Origin of the sequence: Halodesulfovibrio sp. MK-HDV, assembly GCF_009914765.1 — a bacterium.
In the GTDB taxonomy this organism is placed as follows: domain Bacteria; phylum Desulfobacterota; class Desulfovibrionia; order Desulfovibrionales; family Desulfovibrionaceae; genus Halodesulfovibrio.
In genome coordinates, this window is record NZ_WYDS01000028.1 from 1 (window position 1) to 18,695 (window position 18,695).

Sequence of the window (18,695 nt, forward strand, 5' to 3'; positions counted from 1 at the left end):
TTTTGTTTATCAATAAGATAATGCTCCAACTAATAGCTGGCTGCGTATTATTGATGACGACGACTTTTAGAGTAATTAGCTAGCACACTGAGTGAGCTTTAATTGTTACCAAGCTTACCCCCCACCCCTAAATAGGGTCAAGGGGCAAGCCCCTTGCGGGTGCAGGGCAGAGCCCTTGCCCCTCGGAGAGCCGTCGGAGACCCGCCAGAGGCAAGCCAAAGACTCATGAATAAACAAAGGGAAGCCTGCGAGCAGACTTCCCTTTAGTGTATCATAAGTATGGTCAGGTGAAGTTAGCTATAATCCTGCTGGAGTACCAAGCTGTTCGGTATTTTTTTCAAGAAGTGACGCAACTCCGTAGAGTGTCGCTTCGTCGAATTCCTTACCGAGGAGCTGAAGACCTACTGGCATCTTGCTATCTGCACCTAAGCCTACTGGAAGGGACAAGCCCGGAAGTCCAGCAAGGTTGAGGGAGATGGTGTAGATGTCCAAGAGGTACATCTTGAGCGGATCGCTGGTAAACTCGCCAACTTTCCACGCTGTCACTGGCGATGCTGGGCCAACAAGCACATCACATTTTTCCAGAGCTTTCCGGTAATCTTCGCGGATAAGGCGACGAACCTGTGCAGCTTTTTTGTAATATGCATCGTAGTAGCCGGAGGAAAGGACGTAGGTGCCAAGCATAATACGGCGCTGTACTTCGTCCCCGAAACCTTCGGAACGTGATTTTACGTAGATGTCGAGCAAATCTTCTGTATCTTCGCTGCGGAAGCCGTAACGTACGCCATCAAAGCGGGCGAGGTTGGAACTGGCTTCTGCCATTGCGATAATATAGTAGGTCGCGATTGCGTATGAAGAATGTGGAAGTTCAACTTCCACAAGTTCTGCTCCGAGCTCTTGCAGTTTGGTAACTGCGGTACGACATGCAGATTCAACTTCGCCATCAAGGCCTTCTGCCCAGAACTCTTTAGGAAGACCGACTTTGAGACCTTTAAGGTCTTTGCGGTTTAACGCTGCAAGATAGTCGTCTACAGGCACGTCCACGCTGGTGGAATCTCTTTCGTCATGTCCTGCAATAACTTGTAACATGCGTGCGTTGTCTTCAACAGAACGGGTCATTGGTCCAATCTGGTCAAGAGAAGAACCGTAAGCAACCATGCCACGACGGGAAACACGACCATAGGTCGGTTTAAGCCCAACGCAACCACAGAGGCTCGCAGGCTGACGGATTGAACCGCCAGTATCGGTACCTAAGGTGCCGAAAACCTGAGATGCGGTTACTGATGCAGCGGAGCCGCCTGAAGAACCACCAGGGACTTTAGTAAGATCCCAAGGGTTTTTGGTTGCTTTAAATGCTGAGTTCTCAGTGGAAGAGCCCATGGCGAATTCATCCATGTTTGCTTTACCAAGAAGAATTGCACCAGCTTCTTTCAGCTTTGCGATTGCGAAAGCGTCGTAGAAAGGCTCAAAGTTTTCAAGAATCTTAGAACCGCAGGTAGTTTTAGTACCTTTGGTACAAAGAAGGTCTTTAACTGTAAGCGGCACACCCCAGAGAGGTTTACTAGCATCGGGACCTGCTGCGTCCATAGCACGAGCCTGCTCACGGGCTTCTTCAGCCTGAACAGAAATGAGCGCCTGAATGGACGGTTCGGTTTCTTCAATGCGTTTAATGCACGCTTCTACTACTTCAGTAACAGTAAGCTCTTTTGCAAGCAGCTGGGAGCGAACTTCACTCAGGGATTTTTCGTACAAAAATGACATGTGGTAGAGACTCCGCCGTTAAACAATCTTAGGAACGATAAAGAACTTGCCATCAGTTTCCGGTGCGTTGGAAACAATGTCTTCGCGTGCAAAGCGTTTTTCAGCTTTATCTTCACGTAAAGGTGTCGGCTGTTCTACAGGACTGTACAACGGTTCGGTACCGGCGGTGTCGAGCCCATTCAGGGTGTCCATGTACGCAAGAATATCTTCAAACTGGCCTGCAAACAGGCGCTGTTTTTCGTCATCAAGTTCAAGTCGGGCCAGCTTAGCAATTTGTGCTACCCGTTCTGGAGTAATACTCATCGAGGTCGTCTCCGGTTATTGAGAAGTGGCTGGTGTAGTTTCGAAAGAGAATAGGCCGGATTTTTTTCTCTCAGCAGTTTCAATGGATCGTGCCTTGTCGATAGCAACCTCTTGCTGTCTGCGGTACTCAAGCACAGAAACTCCAAGTTCTTCAGCTTTTTTTGTATCTGCCTGATCCATCATCATCTGGATGCGCTCATCGTGACGAACTCGTACGGTGTTAACGCGATTTGCAAATGCTTCAGGATTTACTGGTACAAAACCGTTTCTGGAAGGACGGAACAAGAACAGATTTTCTGAAGCGTTGCCATCTTCGTCCCATGAGATCGGAGCAATACTCCAGTCCATGTTCTGTGCAGAGGCAAGTTTTTCATTTACTGTGTCGTCATCCCAATCAGAAGGCATGGAGCCCATACCCGCTGCGAGGCGGATAAAGTCATATCCAAGGCCAACCCATGCATCCGGCTTGCCGAGACCTGCATCATTCATAGCCTGAACCAGCTGCTTGGAAGCGTCGGTAGGGGTGAATGGGTTCCACATGCCAGGGAATACTGCTAACTTGTAGTAGCGAGATTCCAGCTTTTTGCCTGCGGATAATCCCTGTTCCCATAATGTAGGGCCAAGGAAAACTGCACGATCTTCCTGATGGAAGAAGAAGTGAGGAATGATGGATTCCATATTCTTCCAGCTATCCGGAAGGAACACAGCCTTAAATGCCGGTCTGTATGGCATTTCTTTGTATTGGCCTGTGCTCATTTTGGAGTTTAATTGATCTTCAAAAGTCCCATTATCTGCTTGGAATTCTTTGTTTTCCCGATCGCTTTTAATGAGAATATTTTTTACATCTTTAGACCAGCCTCGCGGCTCGTTTGGTGCATAGCTTGCTGTCATAACAGGAGACTGAGTCTGCTGCTGTGCGCGCTCTGTAAATAACTCCACCATTTTTCTACCGTAATTTTCATTAGGGTACAGTGCTGCGAAGTTATTAATACCTAGATCAAACTGCGCGAAGTTGAGCAGGGTTCGAACTTGGTCTTTAGGGCTTGAGAAGAATCTCCAGCCATCTTCTCCTTCTGTTCCTGCTGGAAGAGAAGAAAGGAAGCTGAAGAAAGCGTGTTTTTCTGTAAGGTCCCGATCGTGGATTTTGCGGAAAATTTCTTTTCGCAGTGGACCACCCACAATTGTGAAGCCTTCAGGCAGTTCTGCAAGCTCCTGTTCCCATGTCGGGGACTCAGTATTAATAACTTTCAGTGCAAAGTTATGACCGCTGTTGGTTAATTGCCAGTGGGCAATGCCTGCACCACGAAGAATTTTCCAGCCAATAGTACCGTAAGGTCCAGTAAGTGGCAGTGCAAGTGCAATGCCCTGTGCTGGCTCACCGAATTCCTGCTGCAATGGAGCTAGCACGGAATCGATAATAGTCGGATCTGCCAGCTTACCTAACGCACGAAGACGTTCGATAGCTGCCCATGCAGACGGCCAGTTCTGCTCGTCACCTGCAGCGCGGCGCGCTTTTTCAAGCAGGATAAGAGAGTATGGGTACGTAATTTCGTTTTGCGGAGTAAGATACCCGGCAAGGGTACCAAGCAACTGTGCATCAACTCCGTTTAACTCTGAAAAGAGTCGGCGTTCAAGTGCAGCTTTGTATTTGGTATTTGGTGCTTTTGCATACAGATCTTCAAGCGACGTAAGTGCAGCGCCTGTATTGCCTTTTTTCCACTCAATTCCAGCAAGGAGCAGAGCAGCGTTAGCACGCAAACCCCAAGGTTTGGATGTGTTTCTGTAGGTGGATTCAAGAATAACAAGGGCTTTATCCTGCGGGAGTTGCTTAATAGCTAACACCCACGCATCTTGCCATTCGGTGCTGTCGATCGCACCGGGCTGGCTTGACTGCCACTTGTCCAGAGCCTGTAATCCAAGGAAAGCTCTTCCGCTTTTAATTGTGCTGAGCGCGAAATAGCGCCATGCACTGCGTTTTTCTGCTTTAGACAAATTCGGCTTTTGCAGAACTCTGTCATAAAGTGAGCTGGCTGTAGTGAAATCTCCGCTGTCGTAGGCAACTCGAGCTTGCTTAGAAAGCTGATTCTCTGCGCCTCTTGAAGGAGTAGCTTGCGGAGTTAAGATATGTTGCTTCCCACAGCCTGTAAGGGAAGCTACTGCTAGGGTCATAACCAGAAGTGTAAAAATTACACCACGTAATGATAAAGAAGATGTATGTTTCATAAAGTAATACCGTATAAAAAAAATGGCCTGATCCGCATAATTGCGAATCAGGCCAAGTTAATCATAACAACCGGCAAATGCAAGGGCATGATGCGGGTAAGTGGTGTTATTACCCGTCTGCCGGAATTTTAATAATTATTTTACCTCAGTGTAGTCAGCATCAACAACATCTTCGTCGTCTTTTTTCTGCTGAGCACCGGCATCAGCGTCTGCGCCAGCGCCACAACCGCCGCCTGCACATCCACCTTCAGCACCCTGAGCCTGCTGAGCGTAAAGCTGTTCAGCAAGCTTGTGTGAAACCTGAGAAAGCTCTTCAGTAGCGGCTTTAACAGCTTCTACGTCAGGTTCTTCAGATTCGAGAAGTTTTTTAAGGGCTTCTGCTTTGCCTTCGAGTTCTGCTTTCAATTCAGCATCAAGTTTATCACCGAGCTCATTGATTGATTTCTCGGTTGTGTAAATAAGAGTGTCAGCCTGGTTGCGAACTTCGATCGCTTCCTGCTTTTTCTTATCTTCATCAGCGTGTGCTTCTGCTTCTTTAACGAGGTTTTCAATTTCATCGTCAGAGAGGCCGGAAGAAGCTGTGATGCGAATAGACTGTTCTTTACCGGTGCCAAGATCTTTAGCGGATACGCTTACGATACCGTTAGCATCGATGTCGAAAGTAACTTCGATCTGTGGAACGCCACGTGGAGCTGCTGGAATACCAGTCAGTTCGAAACGACCGAGAGTCATGTTGTCAGACGCCATTGGACGTTCACCCTGCAGTACGTGAATAGATACTGAAGGCTGGTTGTCAGCAGCGGTGGTAAAGGTCTGAGATTTCTTGGTAGGGATTGTGGTGTTACGCTCGATGAGCTTAGTACCAACGCCGCCAAGAGTTTCAATACCGAGTGAAAGCGGGGAAACGTCGAGGAGAAGAACGTCCTTAACGTCACCAGCAAGGATACCACCCTGAATTGCTGCACCCATAGCTACAACTTCATCCGGGTTAACAGAACGGTTAGGTTCTTTACCGAAGAAGTCAGAAACAATTTTCTGTACGAGAGGCATACGAGTCATACCACCAACGAGAATTACTTCGTCGATGTCGCCCGGCTTGAGGCCTGCGTCAGCAAGAGCTTTTTTGCAAGGGCCTTCAGTGCGCTTGATGAGGTCTCCAACGAGAGTCTCAAGTTTTGCACGGGAAAGCTTAAGCATAAGGTGCTTAGGACCAGTCTGATCAGCGGTGATGAACGGCAGGTTGATTTCAGATTCCATGGAAGTGGAAAGGTCTTTCTTAGCTTTTTCTGCTGCTTCTTTAAGACGCTGCAGAGCCATACGGTCAGCTGAAAGATCAAGGCCGCCATTTTCATTTTTGAACTCTTCAACAAGATAGTTGATGATAGCGAGGTCAAAATCTTCACCACCGAGGAAGGTGTCACCGTTAGTTGCAAGTACTTCAACTACGTTGTCGCCAACTTCGAGAACGGAAATATCGAAAGTACCGCCGCCAAGGTCAAATACGGCGATTTTTTCGTTTGTTTTTCTATCGAGACCGTATGCAAGTGAAGCTGCAGTAGGTTCGTTGATGATACGTTTAACTTCAAGACCGGCAATTTTGCCTGCATCTTTAGTAGCCTGACGCTGAGAGTCGTTGAAGTATGCAGGAACAGTAACAACTGCTTCAGTTACTTCTTCGCCAAGGTAAGCTTCAGCATCAGCTTTAAGTTTGCCAAGTACCATTGCTGATACTTCAGCAGGGGAGTAGCTACGGCCTTCTACTTCAACGTAAGCTTCGCCGTTTTTACCCTCTACGATTACGTACGGAGAGTGGGAAGCCCAACGCTGTACTTCAGGAGTGTTAAACTGACGACCAACGAGGCGTTTAATTGCAAAGATAGTACGCTCAGGGTTGGTTACAGCCTGACGTTTAGCAATATCGCCAACGAGACGCTCTTTATCGGTGAAACCTACAATAGAAGGTGTTGTGCGGCCACCCTCTGGGTTGGTTACGCACTTAGGATCTTTACCTTCCATGATGTAGACACAAGAGTTAGTTGTGCCAAGGTCGATACCAATAATTTTACCCATGTTCAAACCTCCTCATGAGAAAACTCTCACGAATATTATCTTAAATTATAAAGAACCAGAATGGTCTGGCTTTTAGTCTTTGATGTTCCAAAATTTAAGCACGTTTTTTTTTACGTGCAAGGGGCATTTGTTATTTTTTTTGTCCAAACGTAGGATAATTAATGCTTTATACTGATGTAATCAAGGGTAAAAAACTAGTATATCAGCAGGTTATGTGTTTTTTGAAAATCTGTAAAAAAAACTGAAAAAGTTGAGAAAACATTGCTGGACGATCAAGCAACCATGTATTCTTACCATATTTTCATCATATAAAAAATGGCTGTCGGTAAAAACCGACAGCCATTGAGTACATAATAATGCGTGTGCACGCAAAATTGTTTACCAGCTAACTATTTTCCGCCGGAAACAATAACTTTCGCAGGACGCAGGAGGCGTTCTTTAAGTTTGTATCCACGCTGCATTACTTGCTTAACGTGGCCTTCAGCAACTTCAGTACAATTTTCCTGACCTACAGCTTCGTGCACTTCAGGGTTGAACTCTTCATTTTTGTTGCCGAGTGGGCAAAGACCATGACGTTCGATAGCATCAAGGAGAAGCTTCTGGGTCATTTCAACGCCAATGAGCATGTTCTCACAACCTTCAAGGTTGCGACCATAGTCGATGGCGAGCTGAAGGTTGTCCAGAGTAGGGAGCAGATCGCTCAGCACAGATTCAGTTGCATACTTGAACTGTTCTTCGCGTTCACGCTGGAGGCGTTTTTTAAAGTTTTCCATCTCTGCGAGGCAGCGGAGGCGAACTTCTTCAGCATCCTGCATGGTGTTACAGTCAGGACAAACACGATCTTTTGCAAGCTTCTGTACCTCTTCGTCAGAGAGTACAATTTCAGTAGCTTGTTCCTGTTCAGTGGTCTCTGCTGTTTCTTCTGATTTCACAGTATCTTCACCCATTCTGTTAGCTCCTTATATCCTTATGCTGCTTTACAGTAATAGTAAAAGCAGTGACGAATTTTTAGTGCAAATATATTTTTCCCAAACGTACATTGTTCAGGTTTAGGACAACGGTGTGTGCTTTTCTCTAATGAAACGCAAGTTCCTACATCTACTAGCACATCGTGAACAGACGGGTAACAACGAGGTAACCGCCTGTCAAGATGCAGGGTTGAAATTGCTCGTCGTCTGCACCCATAACATGTTAACTATATTGAAATAATCAGAGAGCAGCTGTGAGTAATATTTTGAATGGTTGATGGGGAAATGCAAAATGCCCTTATTCTGATGGCGCGTTAAGGTGCACTATACCACAGGCGGGGCACTTTTCCATTCCAACAAATAAAAAAGCTGCCCCGCATATGCAGGGCAGCTAATTGTATTTTCAATGTCAGCAAATGTTATTGCTGAGAGAACGAGTTATTTAAAGAGATTTTTCAAACCCTTTTCGAGTTGTTTGAGTGGGTTCTCATCTTTGCTATCTTTATCAAGAAGCTGCTTCGTGATGTCTTCTACGGAAGAGCCGAGGAAGCGTTTCATATCAACGCCGTAAGATGGCTTCGAAAGCCTGCCATTGATCACGACAGGAATAACCGGAACGTCGTCGAATTTGAGATCTGCTTTATAATGGATAGAGTCTGATGCAAGATTGGCGAATCCGCTGCCCTTTGCATTCAGCTCATCTGCTTTCATAATAAAGTCATTGTTTGAGATGCGTCCATTCTTAGCAAACAGGGTACCGCGAATAACTTGGTATGGCTGTGCAGTAAGAGAGCTTTCAACTTTTTTGCGCAGTGAACCATCCAAGAGATCAAGAGCGCCTGGAGGGAGGATGTTCAGACCTCTAAGAATACCCTCTGTTGCGTTGAATGTAGCTTTCCCATTTAAGGTTGTACTCACAGTTTCCTGTGTAACGCCGTAAGCGGAAAGGGATGCATTCACAAAGAGTTTACCGCTTGCGTACTCGGTACCGGTAAGTGTTTTTGTAATGTTCGCCAGATTCATCTTATCGGTTGTCAGCTTTATAGATGATACTGGCAGCGCACCGCGTAAGTCAGTTTTCACAGTGCTGTTTACATCACCGTCAAAGATTCGGAAACGAAGCGGGTTGATTGTTACAACGCCGTTTTTACCTTCGCCCAGAACTTTAATGTCTGAAATAGTGAGGTTATTAACGACCATTTTATTGATGGCTACATCGATGTTTGCATTCAGCTTAGCAAGCGTTTCCGGTGCGACTGATTTTGCAATATTTTTTTCAGCCTGAAGTTCGACGTTATTATTACGTGCTTTGATTGCAGAAGAGTTTGTGCGTTTCTTTGCTTTTTTATTTGTTTCTTTGCTAGGCTTTTCATTTTCCTGAAATAACTTAGCAAGTGCAATATATGGATCAAGGTCTAATTGTTCCGCGTTAAGACGCAGACGCAATTGCGGAGTGCTGCCGAAATAGTACTGGAAATCACCATCAAGGGGATATCCACTCAGACTTCCTTGAATATCCTCAAGTGCAATATTGTCAGGAACAATTTTGAGCTGCATGGAAAGTATGAGCTCTGAATTATCGTTTGCTGGCTGTGGAGGGGATACGCCAAGTGCTTTGGCTATTTTTCGATAGTCAGCCTTCAGGTCCATGTGTCCTTGAACATCTAATTCATTTGAATAGGATACTTGGCCGTGAAGATTCAGCTTGGTTTCGTACGCTGAAAGTTCACTCTTATGTACAATAATGGACTGGTTCTTAAGCTGCGCCGTAAGAGCGGAATTAAGATGGATGCTTGCCTGTCCACCCGGTAAATCTTTGCCCTTTGGTTCAAGTGTTATGTCAATATTTGTCACGTCAATAATATTAAAGTCTTCAGAAGGCTTGGCATTCAGTGTCAGCTGGAACGGAGATTCAATGGCTGGTTTTTGTGAGACAGCCGTTCCATTTATATTCAGCGTAAATGCTTCTCCTGCACGAAATGCGGAAGAAGTAAGTGAAAGATCTTTAATGGAATATTTTTTCCCTTCGCGCTGATTTTCGTATGTGACATTGGTGTCAGTAATGGACAGTGATTCTATAAGCAGGGCGGCAAGAGCCATTGACTCTGTTTTTGCAGCCTTAGGTTTTGATGATTCGATAATAGAGCCGCGTCGTTTGGATTTTTCCGGAGCGGATTTTTGCGGTACGAATGTCCAGTTGTTCTCGCTTTTTTTGTTTTCAATAAGATTGAGTGTTAATCCCTTCAGAACAACATCAGAAAATTCAATCTTACGCAAAAAGAGCGGCATAACTTTTACACTGGCTTTAGCCTGTGCGACAGAGGCAAACGGCTCATCAGGGAACCCTTCCGGGTTGTTCATGGAAACTTCACCAAGGCTTACGCCAAACCATGGGAAGAATGTAAGGGACATGTCACCCTTGAATGTTAATTCTCTGCCTGTGGCATCGTAGACGGCATCGGTAATTTCTTGCTTGTAGTCATTAGGGTCTACAAGGGTTGTGAGGGATATTGCTGCAATAACCAATAAGGCTACGAGCGTACCTGCTACCGCGAGAATAATTTTAGCTATCGGATTCATAATGGAGCTCTCTTGTTGTTGGAGAAGATAGCGGAATTCAACTTTATTAATATTTTCAGTAACATTACGTAAAAATTTCTACAAACTTTATGAACATAGTATATGATATGTATTATGTGCGCATGTCAAATTTGCGCAGGACGCTGGCTATAATGTGTTTTTTCATGCTGGTAGGTAAAGCAAAAAATAGGTACACGTTTCGTCATGAATAATACAGTCACCTCTTCCACCACTCCGTCACTCATGTTGCAGGGCACCAGCTCTAATGCCGGTAAAAGTGTGCTAACAGCCGCACTTTGTCGCATCCTGCTACAGGATGGGCTTTCCGTCGCTCCATTCAAATCTCAGAATATGGCGCTCAATTCTTTTGTAACGCCAAATGGTGAAGAGATTGGGCGCGCGCAGGCTGTACAGGCTGCCGCGTGTCGACTTGAGCCTGATGTACGGATGAACCCTGTATTGCTGAAGCCATCTTCTGATACAGGTTCACAGGTTATCGTAATGGGTAAGCCCGTGGCAAATATGCGTGTGAAGGAATACATGAAGTATAAGCCGACCGCTTTTGCTCATGTGCAGACAGCTTACGATTCTCTTGCTTCAGAACACGATGTGATGGTGCTTGAAGGTGCTGGAAGTCCGGCTGAAATAAATTTGAAAGCGCACGATATCGTGAACATGACAATGGCACGGTATGCAAAAGCAAAAGTGCTGCTTGTGGGTGACATCGATAGAGGCGGCGTATTCGCTTCCCTCGTAGGTACAATGGAATTGCTGGATGCATGGGAGAAAGATTTAGTCGCAGGTTTTATTCTAAACCGTTTTCGTGGTGATGTGACACTGCTTGATCCAGCTCTTGAGTTTACAACAAACCGCACAGGCAAGCCGTTCTTCGGAGTAGTGCCGTACCTGATGCAGCTTGGACTGCCTGAAGAGGATTCCGTAACATTTAAGGAATCAATAGGGCGCCAATTACCCTTACGTGATGATGCTCTCGACATCGTGCTTCTTGATCTTCCTCACATCGCCAACTTCACAGATGTGGACGCCTTTAGCATCGAACCGGATGTGGCGCTGAGTGTTGTAAATTCTCTCGAACACCTTGGCAATCCAGACTGTATTATCATTCCCGGCTCTAAGAATACTCCAGGCGATCTTAATTGGTTGCACCAAAGTGGATTAGCCGCAGCCGTTAAAAATTTTGCCGAAGCCGGTGGTGTTGTGACAGGCATCTGCGGCGGATTCCAAATGCTCGGGGAAACAGTGTCAGATCCCGCGTCCATCGAATACGTGGAGCAAACCCCAAGCTCAGAGAATATTCATCTGCACGCCACACAGCAAGGGCTCGGGCTACTGCCTTTACGCACCATAATGGGCGAAGAAAAAGTTCTTACACGAGTGACAGGCATTCATATCCCAACAGGAAATACCGTAACGGGATATGAGATTCATCACGGTGTGACCGAGTCAACAGGATCGCAAAAAATGCAATCTGTAATAACCCGTGAAGATGGAACAATCATCGGTTTCGGTCTCGCAGGAAATCATCTTTTCCAAAGCGTATGGGGCACCTATCTGCATGGTGTTTTTGACGACGACAATTTCCGCAGGGCGTTCATTAACGATCTGCGCAGCCGTAAAGGTCTTACCCCGTTGCAAGGTGTGCAGGCTTCGTTCTCAATAGATCCAGCGCTCGATCGGCTTGCAGATACCGTCCGCGAAGCTCTCGATATGAAAAAAGTTTACGAGATTCTTGGGTTGTAATATATGTGATGCCTCCGATGTCTCCTTGACGAGCCTCTGGCGATGTTATGCCTCCGGCGGCCAAAGAACCTTGTTGAAACAAGGTTCTCTGGACTCTCCAAAAACTTTTATCTGCGAGGTCTTTCTTTTCTTAAGACCACCTCGCGGCTTTCGCGTCACTACCTTTCGCTAATTGTAAAAGGGCTGTCCTATTAAAATAGGACAGCCCTTTTTTGTTTATTCAAGTGAGTGAGGATAAGCCGTGAGAAAACACTTTTTACGGGCTGGGTTGTAAATAAAAGTCTTTGGAAAGGGGTCTGGGGAAGAACCTTTCTACAGAAAGGTTTTCCCCAGCCGTCGGAGACATAAAAAGCGTCGCAGACCGCCATAGGCGTCGGAGACAAAAGAAAAGTAAAAGAAAAAAGAAAAACTGTGCCTAACCCCACGTTGCACCATGCGGATTTGGGTAGTGATCGTGTATGGTGCTCTGGAAAAACCAGAGTAACTTTTTAGGGTACGGAGGAAGAATGACTATATCAAGCCAGCGGACAGTGCATAAATATGTAGGCGACGGTACACAGGGGAACTGGCCGGTGTTGTTTACGTTCATAGAACCGGAGCATGTGCAGGCGATTAAAACATCGGTTGCTGGGGTGGATGCTCAGCTTGTGTATGGCACAGATTATTCAATTGACCTGCTGGAGGGCGGTGGCGGAAGCTGTGTTGCTCCATTGGCGCAAGATGAAAAAATGACACTGTTCCTAGATGTACCGCTCACGCAAGATACGGATTTGCGGAATGCAGGCAAACTGAGTGCAGAAGTTATCGAGCGGATGTCTGATAAACTGACACTCGCATTGCAGCAGCAGCGGGAAGATTTGGAGCGATGCGTACAGGTTCCTGCTACTTCTTCTACAACCCCTAAGCAGTTAATGCAGGATTTAGCGCAATCAGTTGAAGATGCCTTAAACAATAAAAATGATGTTGAGGCTCTTAAAAGTGAGACTGAGCAATTTGTGGGCACGGCAAAAAGTGAACTAAATGTGATTAAAGGTCAGACACTTCAGCTTAAAAACGACAGCGTAGCACAGGTAGGTTTGGCTGCTGCTGAAGTTGTAAAGGCACGGGGGGTTGTGTCCACAGCAGAAACCTTAGTGCAAGATGTTCAGACAGTGATTGATGGTGCTCAGGGTTTGGTTACTACAGCTATTAATGACGGAATGCAGCCTGTTGTAGCAAAAGCCACACAGGATCTGACAGTAATAAAAGAAGATACACGACAGCTTAAGAACGACAGCGTAGCGCAAGTTGGTTTGGCAGCAGCAGAAGTAGTTAAGGCGCAGGGTGTTGTGTCTGATGCCGAGACGTTAGTGTCAAATGCACAAAATTTAATTAATAGTGCGCAAAGCTTGATTAATCAGGCCATCAACAATCCTGCAGACCCAGTTGATGAGTTGCTGAGTGGTATGGTCGTACCGTTTAAAGGGACAGTGAACGGGGCTGGGCATCCTGTGAATAGAATGACTGGAGCGCCAGATGCAAAGTATGCGTTATGTGACGGTAGAACATACAGCGCTCCTGATGGCTTCAGCGTGGTTACTCCGGATTTACGTGACAGGTTTATTGCGGGTGCCGGAGGAAGTTATTCTCAAGGAGCAACGGGGGGCGCAAATACCGTAACGTTGACGGTAGAACAGATGCCGAAACATTCGCATTCTATGCGAGCATTCAAGGCTGATGGCACTTCAACGTTTAATGATCTGATGGTCGCTAACCGTACAACAACGGCTGTGAGGACTGTCAGTGAAGTAGGTGGGTCGAAGGCGCATGAAAACCGCCCGCCATTTTATGCGCTGGCGTACCTTATGAAGTTGTAGCCGCAAGCATTACTACGGATAGTAAAAACAGTCTTAAAGCAGGGGGGGATTCCTCCTGCTTTTTTATGATCTTTATTTATGGAAAATGGCGTGGCTTCCCTGTTTGCGCCATGTTTTCCACGGGCTGTTGAGGGTGCCGTTTGAATAGACTGAGTAGGCATCGTTTCTATGAAGAATGTAGTTGAATACTGCCATGTCGTTGAGGTGCTCTGTCATGTTTAGCCGTTCCATTTCTCCGCAGGCAGTTTTCAGGAGTGAAAGAACAATAGATTTGCGACCGCCTATGATCCCGCAATTCCGAATGGGTTTTGCGGAGAATTCGGGGAAATGCCGTCCGTAAATTGTTTGAAATTGTTCCATCATCCAAGGGTTTTGACCTATGGTATTTACTTCTCCACCCACGAATACAGAATAGGAGTAGCGATGCTGCCATGCGGTACGTTGCGTGGTTAGGATGCTGCGTAATTGTGAGAAACTGCCGGAAGCATTGAGCAGGCGTGAGGCATCAAAGTAATCCCAGACGCTGCGACGAAGGATGAGGTTGGCAGGATTCTTGTTAAACCATGCGTCGGAAATATCTACAATGAACGCAGTACGGCAGTCGGGCAGTGCCTGTAAAAGATCACGTGCTGCGAAGAAGCGTTCATCTGCAATAGTGAATTTGCCCGGTGAATATGGGACAAAATGCAGGCTTCCGGTATGATGTGATTGTGCATTTAGAGAAAACGTAAAGCGGCATTTGTCCATGAACTTTTCAGGTAATCCATCATGTAGGATAACCATGTTAAGTCCCAGTCTGACGGCGCTGTGGAACCAGTCCGCAATGTAATCAAATGATGCATGTTGGACGGACACCCCGTGCTGGGGATGCACTTTCTGGGTGAAGTAGGCGCCGATGACAATGTCTTTTTCAGTCAGCACATGATTAAGTGTTCTGGCTTGTTCTGGTGTACATTGAAGTGCGCCTGTGTTGGCGTTGGATGGGGAAGCGTGATCAGAAACACGAGCTGCCTGCATTACCTTGCTCCTTCTTTCAAACCTATGATGCCCCGTTTTCCAAGTTGCCGGACGAACTGGCTGACTGCAACACGGGCTTCTTCCGGATGCAGTTTGTAGATTTTTGTAAGCTCATTTGCAATGCTCTGAACGGAGCGCTTGTCGTTAATTAACGACCAGCAGAATGTCCCGAGCTCATCGAGTTCGAGGCGTTTTTTTTGTTCAGGAGGTTCATGACCGAAGGCCGTGGTAAATTTGCTGAACCATGGGCGCATGCGGAGAGGGAAGGACAGTGTTACGTTCTTCGAGGTACGGTTGATCTCTTCAACCAGTAAATTGCGGACAGGGACACAGGCCATTGCCTTTTGCAAAGACAATGGCTGTGTTACCTGTTGATTTTTTTTGCTAGTCGACTTCCACATGAGTACAAATAGATTCCAAAAACGAACTGGATATTGGAGCGTTCGACCGTATTTCTACGGTAACGAGCTTGTTTTGACCCTCAACAATCCACGCTGCTCCCTGAACTTGTTGCTGTTTACCCAGCCCTGAAGATCGGAATAAGCGTTTCATAAGTGAAGGTGCCTCTACATGTTTCCAATGATAACGTTTTTTTGCTCCCGTGGGGAGTATGGATTTGTCTTTGTGGAAGGTTTCTAATGGCAAGTCATATGTGGCGTGCAGCCATCGACGGAACGGTTGCCCTTCAAGTACAACGTTGGCGGGGCCTAGCCGCGTAATGCAGATAGTTGAGGCTCCGGATTGTAGCTCGAGAACAAATTCGCCCGGTTTGAAGGAATGGCGCACTAGCGTGGAACCGGCAGGAAGCGCACAACGTAGTCCGAACATGCTGAATGTTACGGGCTCGTCAGTTTGAGTAACTGTTAATGAAGCAAGGATTTGCCGTATAACGTCAGTGTACTGATCAATTGGTGCGTGAACCTGAAGTACCAGAATAGTTTTGGAAGGAGAATGGATGCAGATAGCACCACTGCCTTTTGCGTGAGAGAAGGGCTGAACTTCCAGTAAGGGTTGCAGGACGTCTGTAATAGAGCGCCACTGATCTGTGACAGCACTTTTTTCAGTGCTGAACCCTTTCATCCGTTTCAGTTGACGAGTGATGTCGCCTTCTTTCTTTGGCAGCGATTTAGAGTTGGAAACTCTATGCCACTTAATTTCCAGCGCAGGATGTGAATTTCGAGAAAAAAGAAGATAACGCTGCTCAATTGCAGCAGGAATCCAGTTGTCAGGCATGGTCAGCGTAATGCCGTTCCATGCGGTGGGACTACCGGATATCTCCGATTGGGGGTCCATGCATTTTTCCTTAGTTATAGTTGCACAACGATACATACAAACATGGGGTGGATGTAGAAAGCGAGTGCATTCTGCAACACCTTTAGGAACCGTTTATAGATATCTTCCCGCAGGGCGGGTACCGTGAATCTAAAAGAGCCTTCATTGAACCAGATTGTTGAGATATCATCAACCTGAGTTTTTGATGGCTATTTATATGTTTGGACTACTTTTTAAGTGTGGTCAAGCATATTTATTGATCAAGTGGAAGTGTGTATTACATTGAAATAAAAGAATGTTGTTGAGAAGATGCGGTGGGTGGAGATGTTGAATCGTAAGTTACATGCCGGTAATGGGCTTCCGTGTAGTGCTGTTAGTATTATTTCTCTGTAATGTACCTATTCTCATAACTTTTCTAGAATAGAACATTCAGGTTGCAGTATGTTGTACTGGAACGAGCTGTGCTTTATTACGGGAGAGTTTATGCGTGCCTTTTTACTCTATTTAATCGCCTTCATTCTTATCTATGTTTATAACGGTAGGATATGCCCCTTTGTGTCCACCTTGCCAGCATGGCAGATAGGTTTTGTGGTGTTTGTACCGATTGCTATTGCGTATATGTTCAGGGTGTTACTTTTTACTCCGCTTATTGAAAAACAAAAAATTGATGTGCAGGCAAACGTTGTGGGGGGGATGGACTTTTGCCTGTTCGTTGCGGCTGGTGTCAGCATGGTTTTGTTTAATGAGCTTGTGTTTGACTTCCCGTTGATGGAAAGCGGTGGAAAAGTATTTATGGGGACATTCACCATAGGTTTTTTTGTCGCAATAGACCTTGCATTGGAGCATAACCGAAAGGTTATGCAGGTGGCACGGAGCATGAAATGGTCGTATGCCTTGCCTCAGGTTTATTATCCCATCACAACAAAATTTTTCCTGTTCGGTACAATAACGGTTCTGCTATTTGCTTCATTGATAGTGGCTGTTATCGCACGGGACTTGTACCTGCTTAGCTCCATGACTACTCAGGTCAGCAAGGGGCATATTTTACTGACGCGCCAATCTATTATTATCGACATTGTATTCATTATGCTCGTGCTTCTCGGATTCATTATCAATCTGCTTTATTCGTATTCCCTTAACTTGCGAATGCTATTTGAAAGTCAGACCGGTGTGTTGGAGCGGGTGAGTAATGGGGATATGGATTATTTTGTACCGGTTATGAGTTCTGACGAATTCGGCGTGATTGCAGGGCATACAAATGCGATGATTACAGGGTTACGTGATCGTATTCGCATGATGGAAGGACTTAAAGTCGCAGGTGAAATGCAACAGGCTCTTTTCCCCAAAAAGCAAGTAGAGTTCGAAGGCCTTGATATTGCAGCGAGTTCTATTTTTAGTGATGAAACAGGTGGTGACTTTTTTGACTTTGTGGAGAACCTTGGCCCTAATCAGGACGAGATGATTCTGGTGCTTGGTGATGGCACAGGGCATGGCATCGGTGCAGCGTTGCTTATGGCATCCACAAGAGCATATCTGCGAATGCAGGCTGAGTATCAACATTCCCCCGCAATTCTTCTTTCAAATACGAACAAGTTACTTACGCGTGATTGCTATGGGTCCGGGCGTTTTGTGACGCTGTTCTGTTTGCAGATTTCTGGTGGAGCCCATCATGTTAAATGGGCAAGTGCAGGACATGATCCAGCTATAATTTATGATGGAAACACAAACGAGTTTCGTGAATTAAAAGCGCGCGGTTTGCCTTTAGGGGTTTTGCCCGATGCTGATTACGAAGAAGTATGCTGTGATGCGCTAACTGCTGGTGAAGTCATGGTTATTGGCACAGATGGCATATGGGAAGCGATGGCTCCTGACAGTGAAATGTTCGGTAAAGACCGGATGAGGGATGCGATTCGGATGAATCATAATAAGTCGGCAGCAGAAATTCTGCATGCTGTAGCAGAAGCCGTAAGAATTTTTCAGGATGGAGAACCACAGCTTGATGACATTACAATCGTAGTGCTGAAAGCAGATTCCTAAAGGAAAAATAGTAAAGCCCCATGACGGTATGTCTCGTCATGGGGCTATTGTTTTCATTTGCTACAGGCTATTCGTAAGTCTGGCCTGTGTAGCTTTCACGCATTGGAGCGTTAATCAGGTATTCCTGATTGTAGTTAGGGTTTGTCTGCTGTGGTGGACGGTAACCGCTTTGCACCTGTTGTTGTTGCTGCTGCATGCCGTGATTCATCTGTGTGCTGTAAGTCTGCTGGCCGCTCATCATGGCTTGGTTGCCCTGCATTTGATGAAGCTTATGTACAATCATTTCGCGTTCGGTAATATTCATTCCGTAGTTACTTTTCAATGTTCGGCGCTGCTGTTTTAAATTTTTCATGAGCGCTTTTCGCGTATTATCTCGTTGTATTTCGAGTGAGGATTCTTGAGCCGGAGATTGCATAGCAGAGCGCTGCAGCATCAGTTTCTGATTTTTGAGCATCTGTAGTTCGTTAAATAAAGGTTCGTTCTGGGCAGAAAATTCGTTGAGTGAGTTCATCAAATTTGCGCGCATGTGCGGAGTTAAATTTGCTGACTGAATTTTTGAGCACATAGTACAGCCAGCCACAGGCATTTGTTGCGCCTGATGATAATAGGTAGTGCCCTGTTGTTGCATCATTTGCTGTTGATACATCTGTTGTTGTTGCATCGTCGACGCTGCCGGAGGATGGTGCTTTATGATGCCGCTTTGAGTAGTGTAATGGTTTGGCGTTGTTTGCGTCTGATTGTTTTCTGCTGATGGATATAATTTTGCTGACTGGGCTGCTTGTGGTGCAAAGAGCACGACTGCGCAGAATATAAGCATGCTTATCTTTACCACTCTCATGGTAGAAAC

General features: G+C 46.0%; 14 protein-coding genes. 4 read left to right on the forward strand and 10 right to left on the reverse strand.

Going from position 1 to position 18,695, the window contains the following annotated elements:
- Window positions 1-297: 297 nt before the first annotated feature.
- The 3 genes from gatA to MKHDV_RS17240 are packed head-to-tail and all read right to left on the reverse strand — an operon-like array spanning window position 298 to window position 4,287.
- Window positions 298-1,761, reverse strand: a complete 1,464-nt coding sequence (gene gatA, locus MKHDV_RS17230) for an Asp-tRNA(Asn)/Glu-tRNA(Gln) amidotransferase subunit GatA (protein ID WP_160717505.1) — start codon at window positions 1,759-1,761, stop codon at window positions 298-300.
- An 18-nt stretch (window positions 1,762-1,779) separates the two neighbouring features.
- Complete coding sequence (gene gatC / locus MKHDV_RS17235; RefSeq protein ID WP_160717507.1) at window positions 1,780-2,064, reverse strand: Asp-tRNA(Asn)/Glu-tRNA(Gln) amidotransferase subunit GatC; 285 nt, start codon at window positions 2,062-2,064, stop codon at window positions 1,780-1,782.
- Between the two features lie 15 nt (window positions 2,065-2,079).
- Window positions 2,080-4,287: a penicillin-binding protein activator gene (locus tag MKHDV_RS17240; RefSeq protein ID WP_160717509.1), complete on the reverse strand. Its 2,208-nt coding sequence runs from the start codon at window positions 4,285-4,287 to the stop codon at window positions 2,080-2,082.
- Here MKHDV_RS17240 and MKHDV_RS17245 point away from each other — a divergent pair.
- On the forward strand, window positions 4,279-4,419 hold the full coding sequence (locus tag MKHDV_RS17245) for a hypothetical protein (protein ID WP_160717511.1): 141 nt from the start codon (window positions 4,279-4,281) through the stop codon (window positions 4,417-4,419). The genes MKHDV_RS17240 and MKHDV_RS17245 overlap by 9 nt on opposite strands.
- A gap of 3 nt (window positions 4,420-4,422) precedes the next feature.
- Here MKHDV_RS17245 and dnaK read toward each other — a convergent pair whose 3' ends face one another.
- From dnaK to MKHDV_RS17260, 3 genes are all read right to left on the reverse strand, one after another.
- Window positions 4,423-6,357: a molecular chaperone DnaK gene (gene dnaK, locus MKHDV_RS17250; protein WP_160717513.1), complete on the reverse strand. Its 1,935-nt coding sequence runs from the start codon at window positions 6,355-6,357 to the stop codon at window positions 4,423-4,425.
- Window positions 6,358-6,746: 389 nt separating this feature from the next.
- Entirely contained in the window at window positions 6,747-7,304 is a 558-nt protein-coding gene (locus MKHDV_RS17255) for a nucleotide exchange factor GrpE (protein WP_160717515.1), read from the reverse strand.
- 459 nt (window positions 7,305-7,763) lie between these two features.
- Window positions 7,764-9,905, reverse strand: a complete 2,142-nt coding sequence (locus MKHDV_RS17260; protein WP_160717517.1) for an AsmA family protein — start codon at window positions 9,903-9,905, stop codon at window positions 7,764-7,766.
- 204 nt (window positions 9,906-10,109) lie between these two features.
- Between MKHDV_RS17260 and MKHDV_RS17265 the strand changes: the two genes are divergently transcribed.
- Together MKHDV_RS17265 and MKHDV_RS17270 are read left to right on the forward strand one after the other, a co-directional pair.
- Entirely contained in the window at window positions 10,110-11,666 is a 1,557-nt protein-coding gene (locus MKHDV_RS17265; protein WP_160717519.1) for a cobyric acid synthase, read from the forward strand.
- A 506-nt stretch (window positions 11,667-12,172) separates the two neighbouring features.
- Complete coding sequence (locus MKHDV_RS17270) at window positions 12,173-13,522, forward strand: hypothetical protein (protein WP_160717521.1); 1,350 nt, start codon at window positions 12,173-12,175, stop codon at window positions 13,520-13,522.
- A gap of 72 nt (window positions 13,523-13,594) precedes the next feature.
- Here MKHDV_RS17270 and MKHDV_RS17275 read toward each other — a convergent pair whose 3' ends face one another.
- The 3 genes from MKHDV_RS17275 to MKHDV_RS17285 are packed head-to-tail and all read right to left on the reverse strand — an operon-like array spanning window position 13,595 to window position 15,832.
- Window positions 13,595-14,539 carry a hypothetical protein gene (locus MKHDV_RS17275; RefSeq protein ID WP_160717523.1) on the reverse strand — a complete coding sequence of 315 codons (945 nt, stop codon included), beginning with the start codon at window positions 14,537-14,539 and terminating at the stop codon, window positions 13,595-13,597.
- Entirely contained in the window at window positions 14,539-14,895 is a 357-nt protein-coding gene (locus tag MKHDV_RS17280) for a PqqD family protein (protein ID WP_160717525.1), read from the reverse strand. Before MKHDV_RS17280 ends, MKHDV_RS17275 begins: the two co-directional genes overlap by 1 nt.
- A gap of 28 nt (window positions 14,896-14,923) precedes the next feature.
- Entirely contained in the window at window positions 14,924-15,832 is a 909-nt protein-coding gene (locus MKHDV_RS17285) for a hypothetical protein (protein WP_160717527.1), read from the reverse strand.
- 462 nt (window positions 15,833-16,294) lie between these two features.
- On the opposite strand from MKHDV_RS17285, the gene MKHDV_RS17295 reads away from it, so the two are divergent.
- Window positions 16,295-17,848, forward strand: a complete 1,554-nt coding sequence (locus MKHDV_RS17295; protein ID WP_160717529.1) for a PP2C family protein-serine/threonine phosphatase — start codon at window positions 16,295-16,297, stop codon at window positions 17,846-17,848.
- A 67-nt stretch (window positions 17,849-17,915) separates the two neighbouring features.
- Here the strand turns inward: MKHDV_RS17295 and MKHDV_RS17300 are convergent, their stop codons facing one another.
- Complete coding sequence (locus tag MKHDV_RS17300) at window positions 17,916-18,686, reverse strand: hypothetical protein (RefSeq protein WP_160717531.1); 771 nt, start codon at window positions 18,684-18,686, stop codon at window positions 17,916-17,918.
- Window positions 18,687-18,695: the final 9 nt, after the last annotated feature.